The sequence below is a fragment of the Alishewanella sp. d11 genome (assembly GCF_049390205.1).
Lineage (GTDB): Bacteria > Pseudomonadota > Gammaproteobacteria > Enterobacterales > Alteromonadaceae > Alishewanella.
This window is the reverse complement of record NZ_CP186547.1, coordinates 2,408,159-2,428,230: the sequence shown is the minus strand read 5'-3', so window position 1 is coordinate 2,428,230 and position 20,072 is coordinate 2,408,159. Positions and strand designations below refer to the sequence as shown.

Here is a 20,072-nt window from a genome sequence, read left to right as displayed (position 1 = left end):
ATAATGAAAATGAAAATTTTGCTTTGGCTACTGGTCGGAATCGGTATTTATTTACTAATGACTTCATTGGTACTACGCTTTTATCCTGATAATCCAGCTCAAATGAATTGGCAGGATAGAGAGGCATTTAACACCAAATTTATTCAACGTCTTAACCCGACAAAGCCGATCTCGCAGGAAGAGTTGATTAATCGGCTTGGGAGTCCAGATATTACTGAAGCCTATCGGCACGAAGGACAAGTTTATCAGTTATTTTACTATCGAACGCATCGTAAAGCCGCAGACGGCATAACCACTGCAGACGAATGTACCGCCCTGCTGTTTATTGATCGCCAGTTAGCCAGCATAGGAGACGTTGCGATTAACCGTTATCTGGAGCTGCAACCCAATGCCAGATCTCGTCAGTAATTGGTTAGGCTGTTATCAGCAGCTCGCCAATTTAGTTATCGCTTTGCAGCAGGCCAAAACCGCGGAGCAACTGCAGCATTGTTTGCAGCTAAGCAAAGAAATCAATAGTCAGTTACAACAACTTGCCGATGAGCACCTTGCAGCGGCGGTTGCGCAACTCGGCTTTACTGTGAAAGAAACTGATTCAAAAGTTGCTAGCGCTATAAAATCTTGGACACTGCTAGCGCTATGGAGCAGGCTGCAACATTGGCCAAAAGCCCGTAGAGATATTTTAGGCGGCTGTGTTTTGCTGGCGAGCTGTACCACTGCCCACAGTAAACAGCCTGCGGCACTGCAACTTGCTGCGCTATTAAAAAGCCAGCAAAGCGGTGGCGTTTTCACCAGCGTCTTAGCAGGTACTTATCATCAGCAGCAAAAACGCTTGGTCTGGCAAGTTCACCAAGACAGCCCTTTGTTAACGCTTGCGTTAAAGATAGTAGCGCAACTTCAAGCTGACAATCACCAGAAAAACGCCTTAGAACAGGTGTTTGCGGACAATATAAGTCAACTTAATGATGAATTTACTTTATCGCAGCTAAATCTATTAGCGCAACTTGCTCCTCACTTATATGTCATTGGCAGAATAGCAATAGACGCTGAGGAACGGCAGTGGTTAATCTGTGCTGCGGATGCTGACCAGGTTCAAGCCTTACAATATTGGCCTGAGCAGCAAAAAATGGCTGAGCAACTCACCCCACTCTATTTAACCGAGCTACAAATATTACCACCGGCCACCCTGCCCGTTGCTGGCTGGTTGACGAAAGCCGCAGTGCCAGCGATTTACGAGCAGGAGATCCCCACTCCCAGTAGCCTGATTGCAAATTCGCTTTTAACAAAGCTGAGCTATCATGATTTCGAGGCACAACTTAGGTTAGTTGAAAAACACCCTGTACTGATCCCATTTTTATTGGACAATGCCAGCAGCAGTAATCGCCGGCAAACTCTGGTTCATCGCTTGCGGCATGCCTTAGCCATGTTTGGGCAAGAGCAGCTTCCCTTCGCCATAGCCAGAGCAGAGGTACTACACTATCTGCAACTGCAAAATACGACGCAACATCGCTGGTTATTACAGTTACAACATAGCTTGCAATTTAGCATATCCTTGTTGGGGCGCTATTTACCTAAGCCTATTAGCGTGCAACAAGCCGGGTTAATTGCCGCCTGCTGCAGCACCCCGTTGTGGCATCACCCCAGCTTGCAAGCCGTTCCCCTGAGTAAAATGCAGCAAAACCAATTATTACTGGGACAACTTTGTCAGCAATACTTGCTAGAGCCGGTGCGCAGTCAACGTTTAAGCGCGGCATTGTTAAAGCATTATCAATTAGATGACTGGGCTTTTGCCGTATTGCGTCAGTATCAACAACCCAAAGCAGGCCATCCGCTGTCCTATCACGAGCTACTGGGCGTTTTTTTGAGATTGTGTTGGCAGCTCACCTTTAGCGTTTTTTGTTACCCTAGCGCCCAGCAAAGTAGCCAACAGTTATTACAACGTGTTGCCGAATACCTGCCTTTACCACAACAAGCTTTACACTATTGGCAGCACGAGTTACTGAATTGCCAACATCTTTATTATCCGTTAACGAATGAACCCTGTTAGGGTAGTGGCAGTTACCACTATTCATGCCATTTATATTGTCTATAAGATTGCCGTAATAGTTAAAACAGCGTCTAACTGGCTTAAAAGCGGCTAAAAAGCTATAATCAGCTTGCCTTCAGGCATGCGCCTGACTATAAATTTCAGAAATATTCACGCTAAGGATCCCCATGAGCAAGCAAACGATTACCGTCATTAAAGGTGATGGCATTGGCCCAAGTATTGTTGAAGCCGCTATTCAGGTACTGGAGAAAGCCGGCTGTGATTTTAACTACGAGTATGTGGATGCTGGTTTAACGGCACTGGAAAAAACTGGTGAGCTTTTACCGCAAGCCACCTTAGATGCCATAGCCCGGAATAAGATCACCTTAAAAGGTCCATTAACCACGCCAGTCGGTGAAGGCTTCACCTCGATTAACGTGACCTTACGTAAGAAATTCAATTTATACGCAAATGTGCGGCCGGTGATTTCTTTTAAAGGCACCAAAGCACGTTACGAGAACATCGATATTATTACTATTCGTGAAAATACCGAAGGCATGTACTCAGGCCATGGCCAGATCGTCTCTGAAGATGGTCAAACGGCGCAGGCTTCAAGTATTGTAACGAAAGAAGGTGCACGTCGTATCGCGGAGTTTGCTTTTGAAACAGCGCGTCGTGAAAAACGCAAAAAAGTCACCATCGTCCATAAAGCCAATATTTTAAAATCGACTTCAGGCTTGTTTTTAAAAACCGCTCGTGAAGTGGCGCAAAATTACCCTGATATTGAAGCACAAGAAATGATTGTTGATAACACCTGTATGCAACTGGTGATGAATCCACAACAATTCGATGTAATAGTTACGACTAACCTGTTTGGTGATATTTTATCTGATTTGTGTGCTGGTCTAGTCGGTGGCTTAGGTATGGCGCCAGGCGCGAATATTGGTGCTGACTGCGCAATTTTTGAAGCGGTGCATGGCAGTGCACCAGATATTGCGGGCAAAAACCTGGCTAACCCCAGCTCAGTGATTCTGGCCTCGATACAAATGCTAGAATACTTAGAAATGAAAGATAAAGCCGAGAAAATCTTAGCTGCCGTTAGTGATGTGATTGCGACAGGCGATCGGACTACCCGTGATTTAGGCGGTAGTTTTGGCACCACTGACTTTACGCAGGCCGTTTTAGAACGTTTATAACGCTTGCATAGCAAATTTAATGCTAAAATAGCCACAGCATATTGTGGCTATTTTTTTGAGATTAAGCATGACACAAGCAAACAACCCTCTGCACGGTTTCACCTTGGAGCAAATTGTTACCGCCTTAGTACAGCACTATGGCTGGGCGAAATTGGCGCAGCACATCGACATTAACTGCTTTAAAAAAGATCCCTCCATTAAAAGCAGCTTAACGTTTTTACGAAAAACACCTTGGGCGCGCGCGAAAACGGAAGCACTGTTTATCGCCACTAAGCTTTATCAGCAATAACCAGCCAGACAGCTTGCAAGCCGTTAAGCTTAATAGCAAAAACCAGCGTTTCGCTGGTTTTTTAATGTCGTCATAGCTAAGGCGGCAAGACGTGGCCAAGCAACGACCACGCTCAACTAATCGGGTAAGCTATTGCTCACCGCATGCAAGATTAACCGCCTTCCACCAAGGGTTTACTGTAGGCAAGCTCCATGTCCCAGGGCAATTGGATCCAGGTATCTTGCTCAATATCGGTCACATAGTGATCGACTAATGGCTTACCTTGCGGTTTCGCGTAGACGGTGACAAAGCGGGCTTTGGGGAAACGCTCACGCAAGGCTTTCGCCGTCTCACCCGTATCAACAAGATCATCAATAATTAACAGCTGTGCAGAATCTTCTAGATTGGCATCTTTCAGTACACTTAAGTGGCCTTGTTGATCATGGTTGTAACTGGCAATACAGATACTGTCCAACACGCGGATATTTAACTCACGTGCGATAATCGCTGCGGGTACTAAACCGCCACGACTTACCGCAACAATGGCATTAAAGTTCTGCCCCAACAGCTGACGCGCCAGTTCTTTGGTAGCTCGGTGAAAGGCTTCCCACGAAACATAAAACATTTTATTACTAGCAAGTGACATACGAGAAGCTCCGCTAATTAGTGTCAAAAGGCAGGTTACAGGCAGCCTAAGGCCACTTCCACCATCTCATTAAAACTGGTTTGTCTTAACTCAGCACTTAACGCTTCACCAGTGCGGATATGATCGCTTACGGTAAAAATGGCTAAGGCATTAATACCGTATTCAGCCGCTACACCATATAAACCAGCCGCTTCCATTTCGACTGCTAGTACCCCATATTTTTCTAAGGTATCAAATAAGGTTTCACTGGGGTTGTAGAATAAATCAGAGGTAAAAACATTACCCACTTTGACGTTAATCGCTTTTGCGCGTGCTGCGGCAACCGCCTTCTCTAGTAAATTAAAACTTGCTATAGCGGCAAAATCTAAACCGCCAACACGATTACGGTTTACCATCGAGTCAGTACTAGCGCCCATACCAATAACAACATCACGCACTTTGACATCTAGTGGTAAAGCACCACAGGAACCGATACGGATAATGTTTTTTACACCATAAAACTTAACCAGCTCAGTGGCATAAATCGACATAGAAGGCACGCCCATGCCTGAACCTAACACGCTGACTGGCTTGCCTTGATAAGTCCCTGTGTAACCAAACATATTACGTACCGTGTTTACACAAACCGCATCCTCTAAAAAAGTTTCAGCAATATGCTTAGCACGTAATGGATCGCCCGGCATTAATACGGTTTCGGCAAAAGCGCCTTCAGGCGCATTGATATGTGGAGTAGCCATAAATTTTCTTACTCTTCTCTTAAGATAAGTTTGCTAAAAATGATTCGCCGTATGCCATCGCATCCAGCCCAAAATACTCGGCTAAGCTTTGCCCCATGTCGGCAAAACTCATGCGCTCGCCTAAATTGACACCTGCAAGACCGGCTTTGTATAACAATACTGGCACATATTCACGCGTATGCTCAGTGCCTGGCCAGGTTGGATCACAACCATGATCAGCCGTTAACAGCATTAACGTCTCTTCACCACAGGCCGCCATTAACTCTGGCAAGCGGCTATCAAAATACTCTAGCGCTTCACCATAACCGATAGGGTCGCGGCGATGACCAAAATTTTGGTCAAAATCAACCAGATTGGTAAAAATTAAACTGTTATCCGCTTGCTGTGCCATCTGTGCCAGCGTTTTATCCACCAACGCCGCCAAACCAGTCGCCTTAATACTCTGGCTAATACCTTGGTGAGCATAAATATCAGCAATTTTACCGATACTGATCACTTCACCACCGGCTGCCGTCAATTTATCCAGCACTGTCGGTGCGGGTGGTAAAACAGAATAATCACGTCTATTACCGGTACGGGCATAATTATCAGCTGCCGTGCCGAGGAAGGGGCGAGCAATCACGCGCCCTATGTTGTATTTATCTAACAACTCACGCGCAACTTCACAAAAGTCCAACAGCTTGGCTAGACCAAAATGCTCTTCATGTGCCGCTACCTGAAATACGCTATCTGCTGAGGTATAGCAAATTGGCTTACCGCTTTGAATATGCTCATCCCCTAATTTAACCAGAATATCCGTACCAGAGGCATGGCAATTACCTAAAATACCTGGCACGCCAGTACGTTGGCACAGCTCGTCGATTAGTTCAGGCGGAAAGCTATTGGTTTTTTCATGAAAATAGCCCCAGTCAAACAGTACCGGGACACCGGCAATTTCCCAGTGCCCGCTGGGAGTGTCTTTACCACTGCTCAGTTCACGTGCATAACCATAGGCGCCAACACAATCAGCACTATCGGCAACTGCAGGCGCAACACCATGACTGGCTTGGGTGGCGGCTTTGACTAAACCCAATCGCGCTAAATGAGGTAAATGCAGCGCACGCTGTTTTTCCGCTTGAAAGGCTTTGGCAATACTGGCAAAGGTATTGGCACCCTCATCACCGAAACGAGCAGCATCAGGTGCGCTTCCAATACCGAAACTGTCGAGCACTAAAATGACGGCTTTTGTCATCACTTAACTCCAAGGCTATATAGTCATGCTATTCTGCCAGATTGTGGCGAGTGTATAAAATAAAAAGGGCACGCAGCTTAATCTGTCTGGGCTATTTTAGCAAGATCTTGTCTCATTTAGCTGACAACGTCTTTAAACAAAATTCTGCGCTAAAAACAAAGGGCGCCAATGGCGCCCTTCACGTTTAAACACAACTGCAGCTATTTTAAGCTACGCCTTATTTCTCTAGGCTAGTAACGCCCATATTAAACAGGGTAAAGCTATAAATATCCGCCGCCTGATCAATCACCATTGACACTGGCATTCCGGCACCGTGACCAGCATTCACATCAATACGAATTAGCTGAGGTGTTGCTTTGGAGGCTTTGTCTTGCAGCTCTGCAGCAAACTTAAAGGAGTGCGCAGGCACCACCCGATCATCATGATCGGCAGTAGTGATCATGGTTGCTGGGTAAGTCACCCCCGCTTTCACATTATGCACCGGCGAATAACCTTTTAAGTACTCAAACATTTCTACCGACTGCTCCGCAGTACCGTAGTCATAAGCCCAGCCTGCACCCGCAGTGAAGGTATGGTAACGCAACATATCCAATACCCCGACCTGTGGAATTGCCACTGCGAAGAGTTCAGGTTTTTGTGTCATAACGGCGCCAACTAACAAACCGCCGTTAGAGCCACCGCGCACGGCCGTTTTAGCCGGTGAAGTATACTTTTCTGCCTGTAAATACTCAGCTGCCGCAATAAAATCATCAAACACATTTTGTTTTTGCAGCTGCACGCCCGCTCTATGCCAGGCTTTACCGTATTCGCCACCACCACGAATATTGGCAACGGCATAAATACCACCCATTTCCATCCACACCGCATTCGCCACGCTGAAAGACGGCGTTAAGCTAACATTAAAACCACCGTAGCCATACAGAATGGTAGGATTATTGCCATCGCGCTTTAAGTCTTTGCGGTAGCTAATAATCATTGGTACCTTGGTGCCATCTTTCGAGGTATAAAATACCTGCTCTGACACAAAGTTGGTTGGATCAAAGTTTACTTTTGGCTGATTGAATAAGGTTGTCGCGCCTGACTTAGGTTCAAACGCATAAATCGAGCCTGGTGTAATGTAATTAGCAAAACTAAAGTACAGCGTTTCAGCATCTCTCTTACCGCCAAAACCACCGACACTGCCTACGCCTGGCAATGCAATATCCCGCACTAATTGACCGTCATAATCATATTGTTTCACCTTAGCAATGGCATCGACAATATAATTGGCAAATAAGAAACCTGCACCGCTACTGATTCTTAATACATGCTCGGTTTCCGGAATCAACACTTGCCAATTCTCTGGTTGCGGCGCTGCTGCCGACACTTTTACCACTTTGCGGTTTGGTGCATTGCGGTTGGTAACCAAAATTAAGGTGTCGCCGACACTATCAACCAAGTCAACATCAGAGTCCGTATCTGCGACGATCGGCATAAACTGACTATCCGGCTGAGTTAGATCTTTAATAAAAAGCTTGTTACCTGATGTTGAAACGGCTGCAGACACTAATAAATAGCGATTATCTTCAGTGACTGTTGCGCCAACGTAACGATGCTTTTCTGCTTCTGCGGCACCAAAAATTACCTGATCAGCGGATTGTGGCGTACCCAATTTATGATAGTACAGCTTATGTTGATCGGTCATTGCCGACAATTCACTGCCATCGGGCTTATCGTAACTGGAGTAAAAGAAACCATCGTTACCAACCCAAGAAATACCGCTAAATTTGATATCAACCAAGGTTTCGCCAATCTGCTGCTTGGTTTCAGCATCTAATACAATAATCTTGCGCCAATCACTGCCGCCTTCAGAAATAGCGTAAGCGACTAATGAGCCATCGAGTGAAAAACTCAGCGCTGCCATAGAGGTGGTGCCATCTTCACTGAAGGTATTAGGGTCTAGGAAAACTTCGACTTCCCCCCCGTCTTTTTGGCGATATAAAACAAATTGATTTTGCAAACCATCATTTTTATAAAAATAGGTGTAATCACCTTCTTTAAAAGGTGCACCAACCCGCTCATAGTTCCATGCTTGTTGCAATTTGTCGCGGATCTGATCTCGAAATGGAATTTGCTTTAGATAATCAAAGGTTGTTTGATTCTGTGCTTTTACCCAGGCCTCGGTTGCACTACTACGATCATCTTCGAGCCAACGGTATGGATCAGCCACTTGTTGGTCAAAATAGGTATCGACCACGTCGCCCTTTGCCGACACAGGATAGGTTAATACATTAGCTTGACTGGCAACGGCCATATTTTGCTCCGGAGCAACATCTTGTTTAGCACCACCACAGCCTGATAAGACTGCAGCAGCAAGCAGAGTAACGACATATTTCATTGCGGGTGGACTCCATTGTTATTGTGATTATGCAAAAACAACATGAGCTTAACAAAGAAGCCTGCTTTTGCCTATTTCACTTAACTGGATTTTTTGTAGATTGGTAATGTCTTTTAAAGTGCAGGACGCACCGAGTCATCGAAGATGACGCCTTGGGCTTTAAAAAGCAAAACGCCAGCACTAGGCTGGCGTTTTACATTAGTGGTGCCCAGAGGCGGAATCGAACCACCGACACGCGGATTTTCAATCCGCTGCTCTACCGACTGAGCTATCTGGGCAAAAACGTTGGTGCCGCTTATCCGAGTCGAACGGATGACCTACTGATTACAAGTCAGTTGCTCTACCAACTGAGCTAAAGCGGCAAATCAATTTTCTAGTATCGTCTAAACAACACCATTTTAATTATGGTGCCCAGAGGCGGAATCGAACCACCGACACGCGGATTTTCAATCCGCTGCTCTACCGACTGAGCTATCTGGGCAATGCGGCGTATTAAACGGATTTTACGAAGTTAAGTCAACAGAAATTTATTAAAACGCAATCGACAGCTTATAACTTAAGCAAAAAACCCATTTCCCAACCCTAACTGAACAGAAAACAAGCAAAGTTTCACAACAATACTTGCTTGTTTTCAGCTAGGTTTAGCTTTTAAAAATTATCCAATAAACATGAAAAAAATTACTTACTGGACGTATCCAGCGGCGCAAAACTTTTGATTAATTGATCCAAGGCTTGCATTTGCGTTAAATAGGCTTCCAATTTAGCTAAGGGTAAAGCACAAGGACCATCGCATTTGGCCTGTTCAGGATCCGGATGCGCTTCAATAAATAAGCCTGCCAACCCTAACGCCATGCCAGAGCGTGCGAGTTGCGCAGCTTGAGCACGACGGCCATCCGCGGAGTCTTCACGCCCACCCGGCTTTTGTAGAGCATGGGTCGCATCAAAGATCACTGGCGCATACTGCTTCATTTCATCCATACCCAGCATATCAACCACTAAGTTGTTATAACCAAAGCTGGAGCCTCGCTCACACAAGATCACTTGCTCGTTGCCCGCTTCCTTAAACTTTTTAAGGATATGGCGCATTTCATGCGGCGCTAAAAATTGTGGTTTTTTTACATTGATCACCGCGCCCGTTTTAGCCATCGCCACGACGAGATCGGTTTGTCGTGCCAGGAATGCGGGTAATTGAATTACATCCACCACTTCGGCTACCGGAGCAGCTTGGTAGGGTTCATGCACGTCAGTGATTAAAGGTACGTTAAAGGTTTGCTTAATTTCTTCAAAAATGCGTAACCCTTCTTCCATACCGGGGCCACGATAAGAGTGGACGGAAGAGCGATTAGCTTTGTCAAAAGAGGCTTTAAAAATATAAGGGATCTTTAATTTATCGCAGACTTTTACATAATGTTCAGCAATACGCAGTGCTAAATCACGCGACTCTAAAACATTCATACCACCAAATAACACGAAGGGTTTATGGTTAGCGACGTCAATTCCCGCAACATTAATAATGTTGTTTTGCATAAAATATCCGAATAGTTAAAAAATTAAAACACTGAAAAACGCGAGCAACAAGGAGTAATACTTATAGGCCCTATTCAAGCTAGGCTACCCAAGCTAGGGTTAATGCAACTTAAAGCTCGCCAACATTATCATCATCTGGGTATTTTTGCAGTATCGCTTCAAGCTTAGGCAGCACACTTTTAAACGCTTGCACCATTTTAGGCTCAAATTGACGCCCTGACTGCCCATCAATTTCAGCCAATACCTGCTCTAAACTCCAAGCATCTTTATAACAGCGACGGTGACGCAAGGCGTCATAAACATCGGCTAGCGCAACAATACGCGCAAACACATCGATTTCAGTACCTTTTTTACCATTAGGATAACCCGAACCATCCCACTTTTCATGATGATCTCTGGCAATAACGGCGCCCGCCTGAATGATCGAGCGTTTTGAGTTTTTCAGAATATTAAAGCCAATACTGGCGTGGGTTTGCATGACATGCCATTCTTGTTCATTTAAATGCGCGGGTTTATTCAAAATCGTATCTGGAATGCCAATTTTACCGACATCATGTAAAGGCGCAGCAAACATCACCCGTTCGGCGTCTTCCTCCGATAAACCGTAAGCTTTGGCAAGTTCATAGCAAATAAAGGCAATACGCCTTACATGATTGCCCGTTTCGACCGAACGATGTTCCACCGCCTCGCTGAGACGATAAACAATTTCACGTTGCGTATCTTCAACTTCATGCTGTAACTGCACATTTTCATAGGCCACTTGCACATTTTGGGCGAATAACGCGATCAGTTTCTTTTGGTTCTCGTTCATGGGCCCCGATAAACCAGAAACGTACAGCAAAGAGCCATGGGTAAATTTACTACAGCAATAGGCAACTAAAAAATTATCACGATAGACGATATCTTTACTACTTAACGCTTCTTCAAAGGCGTCAAGCAAAGCAGGCTCCAACACGTCCTTTATCGGGCGGCCTTCTTGACTAGCAAAGGCACCTTGCCCAGCGAAAACAAATAAATCATGCGGATCGGTGGTTTGCATAGTGCCAGCAACTAAAGTCGAGCTGGCAATACAGGCATTTTCATCACAACCGAGCACGGAAGTCAGCTGTTGCAGGATACCGTCAATAAATTGCTCCATCGAATGCGACGAAAAAAGATCCACTGACGCATCAATAATTTTGGCGAGCCCTTGCCGACTTTGCTCCAAGGAGATGATGTCGCGATAAGAACGCAGACTAGACATAATCACCGTAAAGAGTTTTTGGGCTGTCAATTCGGTCTTCGACTTATAATCATTAATATCATAGTTAACGATGACTTGCCTTTCTGGCGCTTGGCCTGGCTGCCCTGTACGCAAAATAATTCTAACAAACTGATTTTGCAGCTGCTCTCTGATATAGCGCGCCACCTGTAAACCGGCATCATCGGTTTCCATAACGACGTCTAATAACACAATGGCGATATCAGGATGGCTGCTAAACATGCTGCGGGCTTCTGCCCCGGAGTAAGCACTGACAAATTCAAGTCGCTTATTTTGAAACTGAAAGTCGTTTAAGGCTAATTTAGTCACAGCGTGAACTTCAGGTTCATCATCAACAATGAGCACTTTCCAACTGCCATAACTAACTGGTTGGTTTTCTTCAGGTTCTTCGGCAAAAAGAAATTTATCTGACATCGCGCAGCATCTCTAAAAGAAAAAGTTATCCTTTGTTATAAGCTGCTTTTCGCCTAACGTCAAAATCTTTATAAATAACAAAGCTCAAATAAACTGGCCGCCGCTGATACGCCACTGCTGACCGTAATCTTTTTTCGACTGAATTTGGCTGTAACCTTTTGCTGCCAATAAGGCTTGCACCGCCTCAGCCTGATTATAGCCATGCTCTAACCATAACCAGCCACCGGGCAGTAAAAAAGCGGGAGCGGCAGTAATAATATGCTTTAAATCGGCCAAACCGTTATCTGCCGCCACCAAAGCAGACAAGGGTTCAAAAGCCAATGCCTGTAAATGCGGATCTGCGGGTTCAATATAAGGAGGGTTACTGACAATCAACGAAAATTGCTGTGCCGCTAAGGTCGAAAACCAGCTACTTTGTTGCACGGTGACATTAGTGAGGTGTAACTTAGCCGCATTGTGTTTAGCCAAGGCCACGGCATCAAGGTTTAAATCCACAGCAGTGACTTGCCAGTCCGGTCGATGCTTAGCTAGCGCCAAGGCAATAGCGCCTGTACCAGTGCCAAGATCAAGCACTTGACTGCCAGCAGGCAAGGCCAAACTTAACGCTTGTTCTACCAAAATCTCGGTATCGGGGCGAGGGATCAAGGTGCACGGCGCAACAGCTAACTCTAACCCAAAGAAATGCCAGCTACCGAAAATGTAAGCAAGTGGCTCACCTTGCATACGCCGTTTCAGCAGCTCAGCAAGTTGTGCTAATTGGGCAGGGGTGAGTGATTTGTCGGGATAGCTATACAGATAACTGTTACTGCATTCCAGCACCCGACATAGCATCAAGCGTGCTTCCTGTATGGGATCATCAGATACTGCAGCCAAGCCAGCTGCAGTGTTCTGCTGCCATTGTCGCAGTTGCATTAACGGTTTTCTTCTGCCAACGCCGCGAGCAGATCGGCTTGGTGCTCTTGCTTCAATGGTTCAATAACTTGATCGAGGTCACCTTCCATAACATCGGTTAACCGATAAATGGTTAAATTGATTCGATGATCGGTCAAACGCCCTTGAGGAAAGTTATAGGTACGGATCCGTTCAGAGCGATCGCCACTGCCCACTAAGGAACGGCGAGTAGACTGCTCAGCTAAACGGCGTTTTTCATCTTCTGCCGCCTGAATGCGAGATTGCAATACACTCATTGCGCGGGCGCGGTTTTTGTGCTGCGAGCGCTCATCTTGACATTCCACCACAATGCCCGTTGGTAAGTGCGTAATACGAATTGCCGAATCTGTGCGGTTTACGTGCTGACCACCGGCCCCCGAAGCACGATAGGTATCGACTTTTAAATCGGCAGGATTGATTTCGATGGCTTCACTTTCTGGGATCTCCGGCATAATGGCAACAGTACAAGCCGAAGTATGCACACGGCCTTGTGATTCTGTAGCAGGAACCCGTTGCACTCGATGACCACCCGATTCAAACTTTAGTGTACCGTAAGCGCCTTCACCTTGAACACTGGCAATAATCTCTTTAAAACCACCATGTTCGCCTTCATTAGCGCTAATAACCTCTAAGCGCCACCGCTGCCGTTCTGCATATCGGCTATACATCCTGAACACATCGCCAGCAAAGATGGCCGCTTCATCTCCGCCGGCACCGGCACGAATTTCAATAAAACAACTGTTGCTGTCATTCGGATCTTTTGGCAGTAGTAAAATTTGTAACTCTGCATCAAGCTGTTCAATGCGAGCTTTGGCTAGTTTGTACTCTTCTTGCGCCATTTCGCGCATTTCAGGATCACTGTCCTTTTGCATTTCTTCCGCCATTTGTAAGTCATCTTGTGCTTGCTGATAACTAACAAAAGCTTTATGCAAATCCTCTAACTGGCTGAACTCTTTGGAGAGTTCACGAAAACGTTTTTGATCGCCAATGACGCCAGCATCACTTAGCAAGGCTTGCACTTCTTCATAACGTTCAACTAAGCCCTGAAGCTTACGATAGACTGACTCTTTCATTTTGACCTGATAACCTGCTTATAAATCGACTAAGACCTTAACCAGCTCAGAGGCTTCCGGCTGATCGGATTGTAATAATTGGCGGATCGCCCGCGTAGGGCTGTGCATTAACCGGTTGCTAAGCTTGGTCGCAAGCTCTGCCATGACCTTTTCTGGATCTTGTCCAGCCGCCAGCTGATTCTGAGCCCGGACCAGCAACTCCGCTTTGACTTGCTCACAACGTTGCCGATAATCTCGCAGCCAATCGGCTTTATCTTGTAACTGTAACCACTGTTGAAAATCTGCGGCGCCACTGGCAATCATCACGTTTGCTTGCTCAGCCGCTTGCTGACGATTATTGAGATTTTGCACCACGATACTTTGTAAATCATCAACCGTATAAAGGTAAGCATCCTCTAGTTCAGCGACTTGCTGTTCAATATCACGCGGTACAGCTAAATCAACCAAGAACATCGGCTTGTGCTTTCGCAGTTTTAAGGCTTGCTCTACCATGCCTTTGCCAACAATTGGCAAAGTACTGGCAGTAGAAGAAATCACAATATCGGCGTCAACCAAACGGGCGGGCACTTGTGACAAGGTCAGCACCTGTGCATCAAACTGGCGCGCTAAACTTTCGGCTCGCTCGTAAGTTCGATTAGCCACGCTTAAATGTTTGGCGCCCTGCTCTGCTAAATGCTTAGCCACTAGCTCAATGGTTTCACCAGCACCGATCAACAGCACGCGAACTTTTTCTAATTTACCAAAGATCTGCTTTGCCAGCGTAACGGCAGCAAACGCCACCGAAACCGCGTTAGCGCCAATATCCGTTTCGGTTCTGACCTCTTTGGCGACCGAGAAGGTTTTTTGAAATAACCGTTCAAACTGCGGGTTTATCGTGCCAGCCTGCCGCGATTGATTATAAGCTTGTTTAACCTGCCCAAATATTTGCGGCTCACCTAACACCAGAGAATCTAAACCAGCAGATACCCGCATTAAGTGCTGCACGGCATCTTGATCACGGTACAAATACAAGTGCTGTTGCAATTCGGTAAGATTTAATTGATGAAACTGCGCCAGCCAATGTAACACTTGTTCTGATTGCTCAGCATCACCGCTAAAGTATAATTCCGTTCGATTGCACGTAGACAAAATGACCGCATCAGCTAAGCGCAATGTCGCTGACAGCTGTTGCAAGGCTTCAGGCACCTGTTCCGGAGAAAAAGCGAGCTTTTCGCGCAGCGCAACCGGTGCTGTTTTATGATTTATGCCTAGTGCAAAAATAGCCATCACCTGTATCATGGTTTCTTAAAGGGCGAATTGTACGAAAAACCCCAGATTAAGAAAAGCAAAAGCAAGGACTTTAGTGTGCCATTCTCATACCGACAACTCATCAGCATTGTTTTACTCCTGTTTTTAACAGGTTGTAGCCTTAAACCAAAAATACCTGAAACTGCAGCCTCGCTCGCGCCAGCGCAACGCGAGCAACAACTTAACGCGATGCAGCAATTTACGTTACAAGCCGCGATGAATGTCAAATCGCCAGCGGAATCCATCACTGGCAGTTTACGCTGGCAACAACTCTCGGCAGAAACTTACCAAGCACGTTTAGCCAATATGCTGGGTATCAGCTTATTCGAATTACGGCAAGCACAAGGCATAACCGAATTACAGGTGCGTGGTGAGCGTTATCAAGCCGCGGATCCCAGTAGTTTACTCTGGCAACTCGCAGGCTGGTCCATCCCCTTGCACGATATGGCACTGTGGTTACGCGGCTTACCTGGCGATACCGCCACGGAACAACAATATGACAATGCAGGCCGACTGGTTCGTTTTACGCTGATTGACAGCACAGGCATTCGCTGGCAACTAAGCTACCAAAGTTTTTTTAACGATCCGCTGGCTTTGCCACGGGTATTACAATTACAAAGCGAGGATACGCAGATACGCTTGGTTATCAGGAGCTGGCAGCCATGAGGTTAAGTTTACCGGCAGTCGCCAAACTGAATTTATTTTTGCATATTACAGGGCGGCGAGCAGATGGCTATCACAATTTACAAACCTTATTTCAAATGCTTGATATTGGCGATATGCTACATTTCCAACCTAATGATCAGAATAAAATTACGCTGGCTTGCCAAGATAGCCGCTTAGCCGGCGAAGATAATCTGATTTTTAAAGCGGCCATGTTATTAAAACCTTATGCACCAGCGCAGGCCGGCTGCCATATCGAGCTGGAAAAAAACCTGCCTATGGGCGGTGGTCTAGGTGGCGGCTCTTCTGATGCGGCCACGACGCTGCATGCGTTAAATAAATTATGGCAATTAAATTTAAGCACAGCACAGCTGGCTGAGTTAGGTTTACGTCTTGGCGCAGATGTGCCCGTTTTTGTATATGGCAACACTGCTTTTGCCGAGGGTGTAGGTGAGCACTTACAACCTGTTTCACTGCCTGAGAAAATCTATCTTGTTGTGACGCCAGATTGCCATGTCAGTACCGCAACAATCTTTCAACATCCAGCGTTAAAACGCGACACGCCGACCATCTCGCTAACGCAATTATTGCAAAGCCCTTGGCAAAATGATTGCCAGCCATTGGTAGAACAGCTCTATCCTATTGTTGCAATAACCTTACAGTGGTTGGTAGAATATGCGCCGTGTCGAATGACGGGTACTGGCGCAAGTGTGTTCGCCGAATTTCCGGACACGGCCAGTGCTCAACATGCCCTAGCGCAGCTTCCGGCAAATTGTCGGGGATTTATTGCCAGAGGGGTCAACCAGTCGCCACTATGGGCTGCGTTGGCAGATACCGAAGACAACAGCTGATATCTTTTGCTTTTTTGCAGTTAATTTGCTTACCAAAATAACCCGCAAACAGAAAGCAAAGGGTATTATAATGATATAAACCGGACTCACCACTGCCCTGAGGATCCTACCGTGCCCGACATGAAGGTTTTCGCTGGTAACGCCATACCAGATCTTGCCAACAAAATCGCCAGCCGTCTTTACATCAAACTGGGAGACGCCGCTGTAGGCCGTTTCAGTGATGGCGAAGTCAGTGTGCAAATCAACGAAAATGTACGCGGTTCAGACGTATTTATCATTCAATCAACTTGCGCTCCCACCAACGATAACCTGATGGAACTTATCGTTATGGTAGATGCATTACGCCGTGCCTCTGCCGGTCGGATCACTGCGGTCATTCCTTATTTTGGTTATGCCAGACAGGATCGTCGAGTACGCTCTGCGCGTGTGCCGATTACGGCTAAAGTTGTGGCCGACTTTTTGTCCAGCGTGGGTGTTGACCGGGTGCTGACGGTTGACCTGCATGCCGAGCAAATCCAAGGTTTCTTTGATGTGCCGGTAGATAACGTTTTCGCCAGCCCTGTGTTGTTAGACGACATGCGCAAGAAATCGTTAGAATCTCCCGTGGTGGTTTCACCTGATATTGGTGGTGTCGTGCGCGCTCGTGCCGTCGCGAAACTTTTAAACGATGCCGATCTCGCCATTATTGATAAACGCCGTCCAAAAGCCAACGTTTCGCAAGTTATGCACATTATCGGTGATGTTAAAGATCGCGATTGTATTATCGTTGATGACATGATTGATACCGGCGGTACCTTGTGTAAAGCAGCAGAAGCGCTGAAAGAACAAGGCGCTAAGCGAGTGTTTGCTTACGCTACGCATGCGGTTTTCTCCGGTAATGCCCCAGAGATTATCAGTAACTCTGTCATTGATGAGCTAATTATTACTGACACTATCCCGCTGTCTGCAGCGATGAAAGCCATTCCCAAAGTACGTCAGCTTACACTGAGTGATCTGCTTGCTGAATGTATTCGTCGTATCAGTAATGAAGAGTCTATCTCCTCGATGTTTGACTAGGCAGGCTTGCTAGCACCTGCTGCAATAAGCGGGTCTCGCAACCACTACCAAAAAGGCACTCTCTGAGTGCCTTTTTCATTTGCAGCACCTCCTGTTGGGTGGTAATATGTCGCGCCTTTTGTAAGGGCTACAAGTTTTGGCTGGTCGCAAGCCAAAACAACACTTAATTTTTGGAGTACATCAATGTCTGATGCAATTTTTACGTTAACAGCAGAAGTCCGCGCTGATTTAGGGAAAGGTGCGAGCCGCCGCCTACGTCACGAAGACAAAGTGCCAGCTATCATCTACGGTGGCAGCCAGCCAGCACAATCTGTTACTTTAGAACACTCAAAGCTGTTAAAAGCACAAAGCTTCGAAGCTTTCTACTCACACATCCTGACCATCAACGTTGGCGGTGAAGAAGTTAAAGCTATCGTTAAAGCCATGCAACGTCACCCGTTCAAACCAAAGATTCTGCACGTTGACTTCCAACGCGTTGAAGCAGGTCATGAATTACACACTACAGTACCAGTACACTTCTTAAACGAAGACGCTGCTGCTAAGAAAGGTGGCGTAGTTGTTCACGGTCTGAACGAAGTAGAAATTACCTGTTTACCACAAGATCTGCCAGAGTTTATCGAAGTAGATCTGGCTGATGTAGCCGTTGGTGTAACCCTGCACTTAACTGACATCAAAGCACCAAACGGTGTTAAATTTGTTCAGTTAACTAAAGGTGAAGGCCACGATTTACCAGTAGTTTCTGTAAACAAACCAGCTGGCAAAGCTGATGACGCTGCCGCTGAGTAATGTCTGACGCTGTACTACCTAAGATACAGCTAATCGTGGGCCTGGGTAATCCAGGCCCCGAATACCAGTACACCAGGCACAACGCTGGCGTCTGGTTTGTGGAGCAGCTCGCCCGAGCCTACAATGCCCCACTAAAACCCGAAGCAAAGTTTTTCGGTCATACCGGTAAATTTATCCTTGCGGGACAAGAATTCAAATTACTAATCCCTAATACCTATATGAACTTAAGCGGCAAAGCCGTGCTTGCTATGGCGCAGTTTTATAAAATATCCCCAGAGCAAATCTTGGTTGTGCATGATGAACTTGCATTACCACCAGGCAGCGCTAAGTTCAAATTTGCCGGCGGCCATGCTGGCCATAATGGTTTACGAGATATCACCAGTAAACTGGGTAATAATCCGAATTTTTATCGTTTACGTCTAGGTATTGGCCATCCTGGTCATAAAGATCAGGTTACCGGCTTTGTGCTGGGTAAAGCCCCCGCCAGCGAACAAAAACTGCTCGATGCCAGCATCGATGAAGCAGTTGCCTGTTTTGCGATATTAGCAAAAGATGGCCTAGTAAAAGCACAGCATCGTTTACATAGTTTTCAAGCTAGCTAAAATAGCGGGACACACCCGCTCAATAGCACATTAAAGGATACACTCATGGGTTTCAAATGTGGCATTGTAGGTTTACCTAATGTTGGCAAATCTACCTTATTTAACGCTCTGACCAAAGCCGGCATTGAAGCCGCCAACTTCCCATTTTGTACTATCGAACCGAATACCGGTGTCGTACCCGTACCCGATTTACGGCTAGATAAATTAGCCGCCATTGTTAAACCACAGCGTGTCTTACCTACCACCATGGAATTCGTGGATATTGCTGGTTTAGTTAAGGGTGCATCTAAAGGTGAAGGTTTAGGCAATAAGTTTTTAGCCAATATTCGTGAAACCGATGCAATTGGTCATGTAGTACGCTGCTTTGATGATGAAAACATTATCCACGTAGCCGGTAAAATTGATCCGGCCGACGACATTGACACCATCAATATGGAGTTAGTGTTATCTGATATGGACAGCGCTGAACGCGCGATCTTCCGCGTACAGAAGAAAGCCAAAGGCGGCGATAAAGACGCCAAAGCAGAAATTGCCGTACTTGAAAAAGTAAAGGCACATTTAGAAGCAGGCTTAACCTTACGCCAATTACCGCTGGAAAAAGAAGAAAAAGCCTTAATTGCTTATATGAACTTCTTAACCATTAAGCCGACTATGTATATTGCCAACGTCATGGATGATGGTTTTGAAAATAACCCACATCTAGACGTTGTTCGTGCTATTGCCGAAAAAGAAGGCGCCATCGTGGTGCCAGTTTGTGCCGCTATTGAGTCTGAAATTGCCGAACTGGATGACGATGAAAAAGCCGAGTTTATGGCCGATATGGGTTTAGAAGAGCCTGGTTTAAACCGGGTTATTCGTGGCGGTTACTCGTTACTTAACCTGCATACCTACTTTACCGCAGGCGTAAAAGAAGTGCGCGCTTGGACTGTTGCGGTTGGCGCCACAGCACCACAAGCTGCAGGCGTTATTCATACCGACTTTGAAAAAGGCTTTATTCGTGCCGAAGTTATTGCTTACGAAGATTTTGTGCAATTTAACGGTGAAGCTGGCGCAAAAGAAGCCGGTAAATGGCGATTAGAAGGTAAAGATTACATTGTAAAAGACGGCGATGTAATGCATTTCCGTTTTAACGTTTAAGTTTCAC

Annotated in this window: 19 protein-coding genes and 3 tRNA genes; 10 read left to right on the top strand and 12 right to left on the bottom strand. The window is 46.0% G+C overall.

Annotated elements, in window-relative coordinates; all coding sequences use genetic code 11:
• The first annotated feature begins 3 nt into the window (after window positions 1-3).
• The 4 genes from ACO1PK_RS11120 to ACO1PK_RS11105 all read left to right on the top strand — a co-directional run bounded on the left by ACO1PK_RS11120 (window position 4) and on the right by ACO1PK_RS11105 (window position 3,508).
• Complete coding sequence (locus ACO1PK_RS11120; protein ID WP_423185695.1) at window positions 4-408, top strand: DUF3192 domain-containing protein; 405 nt, start codon at window positions 4-6, stop codon at window positions 406-408.
• A complete protein-coding gene (locus ACO1PK_RS11115; protein WP_423185694.1) occupies window positions 389-2,044 on the top strand; it encodes a hypothetical protein in 1,656 nt (551 codons plus the stop codon). Before ACO1PK_RS11120 ends, ACO1PK_RS11115 begins: the two co-directional genes overlap by 20 nt.
• 167 nt (window positions 2,045-2,211) lie before the next feature.
• Window positions 2,212-3,219: an isocitrate dehydrogenase gene (locus tag ACO1PK_RS11110; RefSeq protein ID WP_423185693.1), complete on the top strand. Its 1,008-nt coding sequence runs from the start codon at window positions 2,212-2,214 to the stop codon at window positions 3,217-3,219.
• A gap of 67 nt (window positions 3,220-3,286) precedes the next feature.
• Window positions 3,287-3,508 (top strand): VF530 family DNA-binding protein, encoded by a 222-nt coding sequence (locus tag ACO1PK_RS11105; protein WP_423185692.1) that lies wholly within the window; start codon window positions 3,287-3,289, stop codon window positions 3,506-3,508.
• 151 nt (window positions 3,509-3,659) lie between these two features.
• Here ACO1PK_RS11105 and gpt read toward each other — a convergent pair whose 3' ends face one another.
• The 12 genes from gpt to hemA form a co-directional block, all read right to left on the bottom strand.
• Window positions 3,660-4,133 carry a xanthine phosphoribosyltransferase gene (gene gpt, locus ACO1PK_RS11100; protein WP_423185691.1) on the bottom strand — a complete coding sequence of 158 codons (474 nt, stop codon included), beginning with the start codon at window positions 4,131-4,133 and terminating at the stop codon, window positions 3,660-3,662.
• Window positions 4,134-4,168: 35 nt separating this feature from the next.
• Complete coding sequence (gene deoD, locus ACO1PK_RS11095) at window positions 4,169-4,870, bottom strand: purine-nucleoside phosphorylase (RefSeq protein ID WP_423185690.1); 702 nt, start codon at window positions 4,868-4,870, stop codon at window positions 4,169-4,171.
• Between the two features lie 19 nt (window positions 4,871-4,889).
• Window positions 4,890-6,101, bottom strand: coding sequence for a phosphopentomutase (locus tag ACO1PK_RS11090; protein ID WP_423185689.1), 1,212 nt, complete (start codon window positions 6,099-6,101; stop codon window positions 4,890-4,892).
• A gap of 217 nt (window positions 6,102-6,318) precedes the next feature.
• Window positions 6,319-8,478, bottom strand: a complete 2,160-nt coding sequence (locus ACO1PK_RS11085; protein WP_423185688.1) for a prolyl oligopeptidase family serine peptidase — start codon at window positions 8,476-8,478, stop codon at window positions 6,319-6,321.
• Window positions 8,479-8,680: 202 nt separating this feature from the next.
• Window positions 8,681-8,756, bottom strand: a tRNA-Phe gene (locus ACO1PK_RS11080).
• Window positions 8,757-8,764: 8 nt separating this feature from the next.
• A tRNA-Thr gene (locus tag ACO1PK_RS11075) sits at window positions 8,765-8,840 on the bottom strand.
• Between the two features lie 43 nt (window positions 8,841-8,883).
• Window positions 8,884-8,959 (bottom strand) — tRNA-Phe (locus tag ACO1PK_RS11070).
• Window positions 8,960-9,156: 197 nt separating this feature from the next.
• Complete coding sequence (kdsA, locus tag ACO1PK_RS11065; RefSeq protein ID WP_423185687.1) at window positions 9,157-10,005, bottom strand: 3-deoxy-8-phosphooctulonate synthase; 849 nt, start codon at window positions 10,003-10,005, stop codon at window positions 9,157-9,159.
• A 109-nt stretch (window positions 10,006-10,114) separates the two neighbouring features.
• Complete coding sequence (locus ACO1PK_RS11060) at window positions 10,115-11,680, bottom strand: DUF3369 domain-containing protein (protein ID WP_423185686.1); 1,566 nt, start codon at window positions 11,678-11,680, stop codon at window positions 10,115-10,117.
• 84 nt (window positions 11,681-11,764) lie between these two features.
• Window positions 11,765-12,592 (bottom strand): peptide chain release factor N(5)-glutamine methyltransferase, encoded by an 828-nt coding sequence (gene prmC / locus ACO1PK_RS11055; protein WP_423185685.1) that lies wholly within the window; start codon window positions 12,590-12,592, stop codon window positions 11,765-11,767.
• Entirely contained in the window at window positions 12,592-13,683 is a 1,092-nt protein-coding gene (prfA, locus tag ACO1PK_RS11050) for a peptide chain release factor 1 (RefSeq protein WP_423185684.1), read from the bottom strand. Before prfA ends, prmC begins: the two co-directional genes overlap by 1 nt.
• Window positions 13,684-13,701: 18 nt before the next feature.
• On the bottom strand, window positions 13,702-14,949 hold the full coding sequence (hemA, locus tag ACO1PK_RS11045; RefSeq protein WP_423185683.1) for a glutamyl-tRNA reductase: 1,248 nt from the start codon (window positions 14,947-14,949) through the stop codon (window positions 13,702-13,704).
• 78 nt (window positions 14,950-15,027) lie between these two features.
• Between hemA and lolB the strand changes: the two genes are divergently transcribed.
• The 6 genes from lolB (at window position 15,028) to ychF (ending at window position 20,065) form a co-directional block, all read left to right on the top strand.
• Window positions 15,028-15,636, top strand: coding sequence for a lipoprotein insertase outer membrane protein LolB (gene lolB / locus ACO1PK_RS11040; RefSeq protein ID WP_423185682.1), 609 nt, complete (start codon window positions 15,028-15,030; stop codon window positions 15,634-15,636).
• Window positions 15,633-16,484, top strand: coding sequence for a 4-(cytidine 5'-diphospho)-2-C-methyl-D-erythritol kinase (ispE, locus tag ACO1PK_RS11035; protein ID WP_423185681.1), 852 nt, complete (start codon window positions 15,633-15,635; stop codon window positions 16,482-16,484). Before lolB ends, ispE begins: the two co-directional genes overlap by 4 nt.
• A 111-nt stretch (window positions 16,485-16,595) precedes the next feature.
• A complete protein-coding gene (locus tag ACO1PK_RS11030; RefSeq protein WP_423185680.1) occupies window positions 16,596-17,540 on the top strand; it encodes a ribose-phosphate pyrophosphokinase in 945 nt (314 codons plus the stop codon).
• A gap of 183 nt (window positions 17,541-17,723) precedes the next feature.
• On the top strand, window positions 17,724-18,326 hold the full coding sequence (locus ACO1PK_RS11025) for a 50S ribosomal protein L25/general stress protein Ctc (protein ID WP_423185679.1): 603 nt from the start codon (window positions 17,724-17,726) through the stop codon (window positions 18,324-18,326).
• Window positions 18,326-18,928 (top strand): aminoacyl-tRNA hydrolase, encoded by a 603-nt coding sequence (gene pth / locus ACO1PK_RS11020; RefSeq protein ID WP_423185678.1) that lies wholly within the window; start codon window positions 18,326-18,328, stop codon window positions 18,926-18,928. The genes ACO1PK_RS11025 and pth overlap by 1 nt, the downstream gene beginning before the upstream one ends.
• 45 nt (window positions 18,929-18,973) lie before the next feature.
• Complete coding sequence (gene ychF, locus ACO1PK_RS11015; protein WP_423185677.1) at window positions 18,974-20,065, top strand: redox-regulated ATPase YchF; 1,092 nt, start codon at window positions 18,974-18,976, stop codon at window positions 20,063-20,065.
• Window positions 20,066-20,072: the final 7 nt, after the last annotated feature.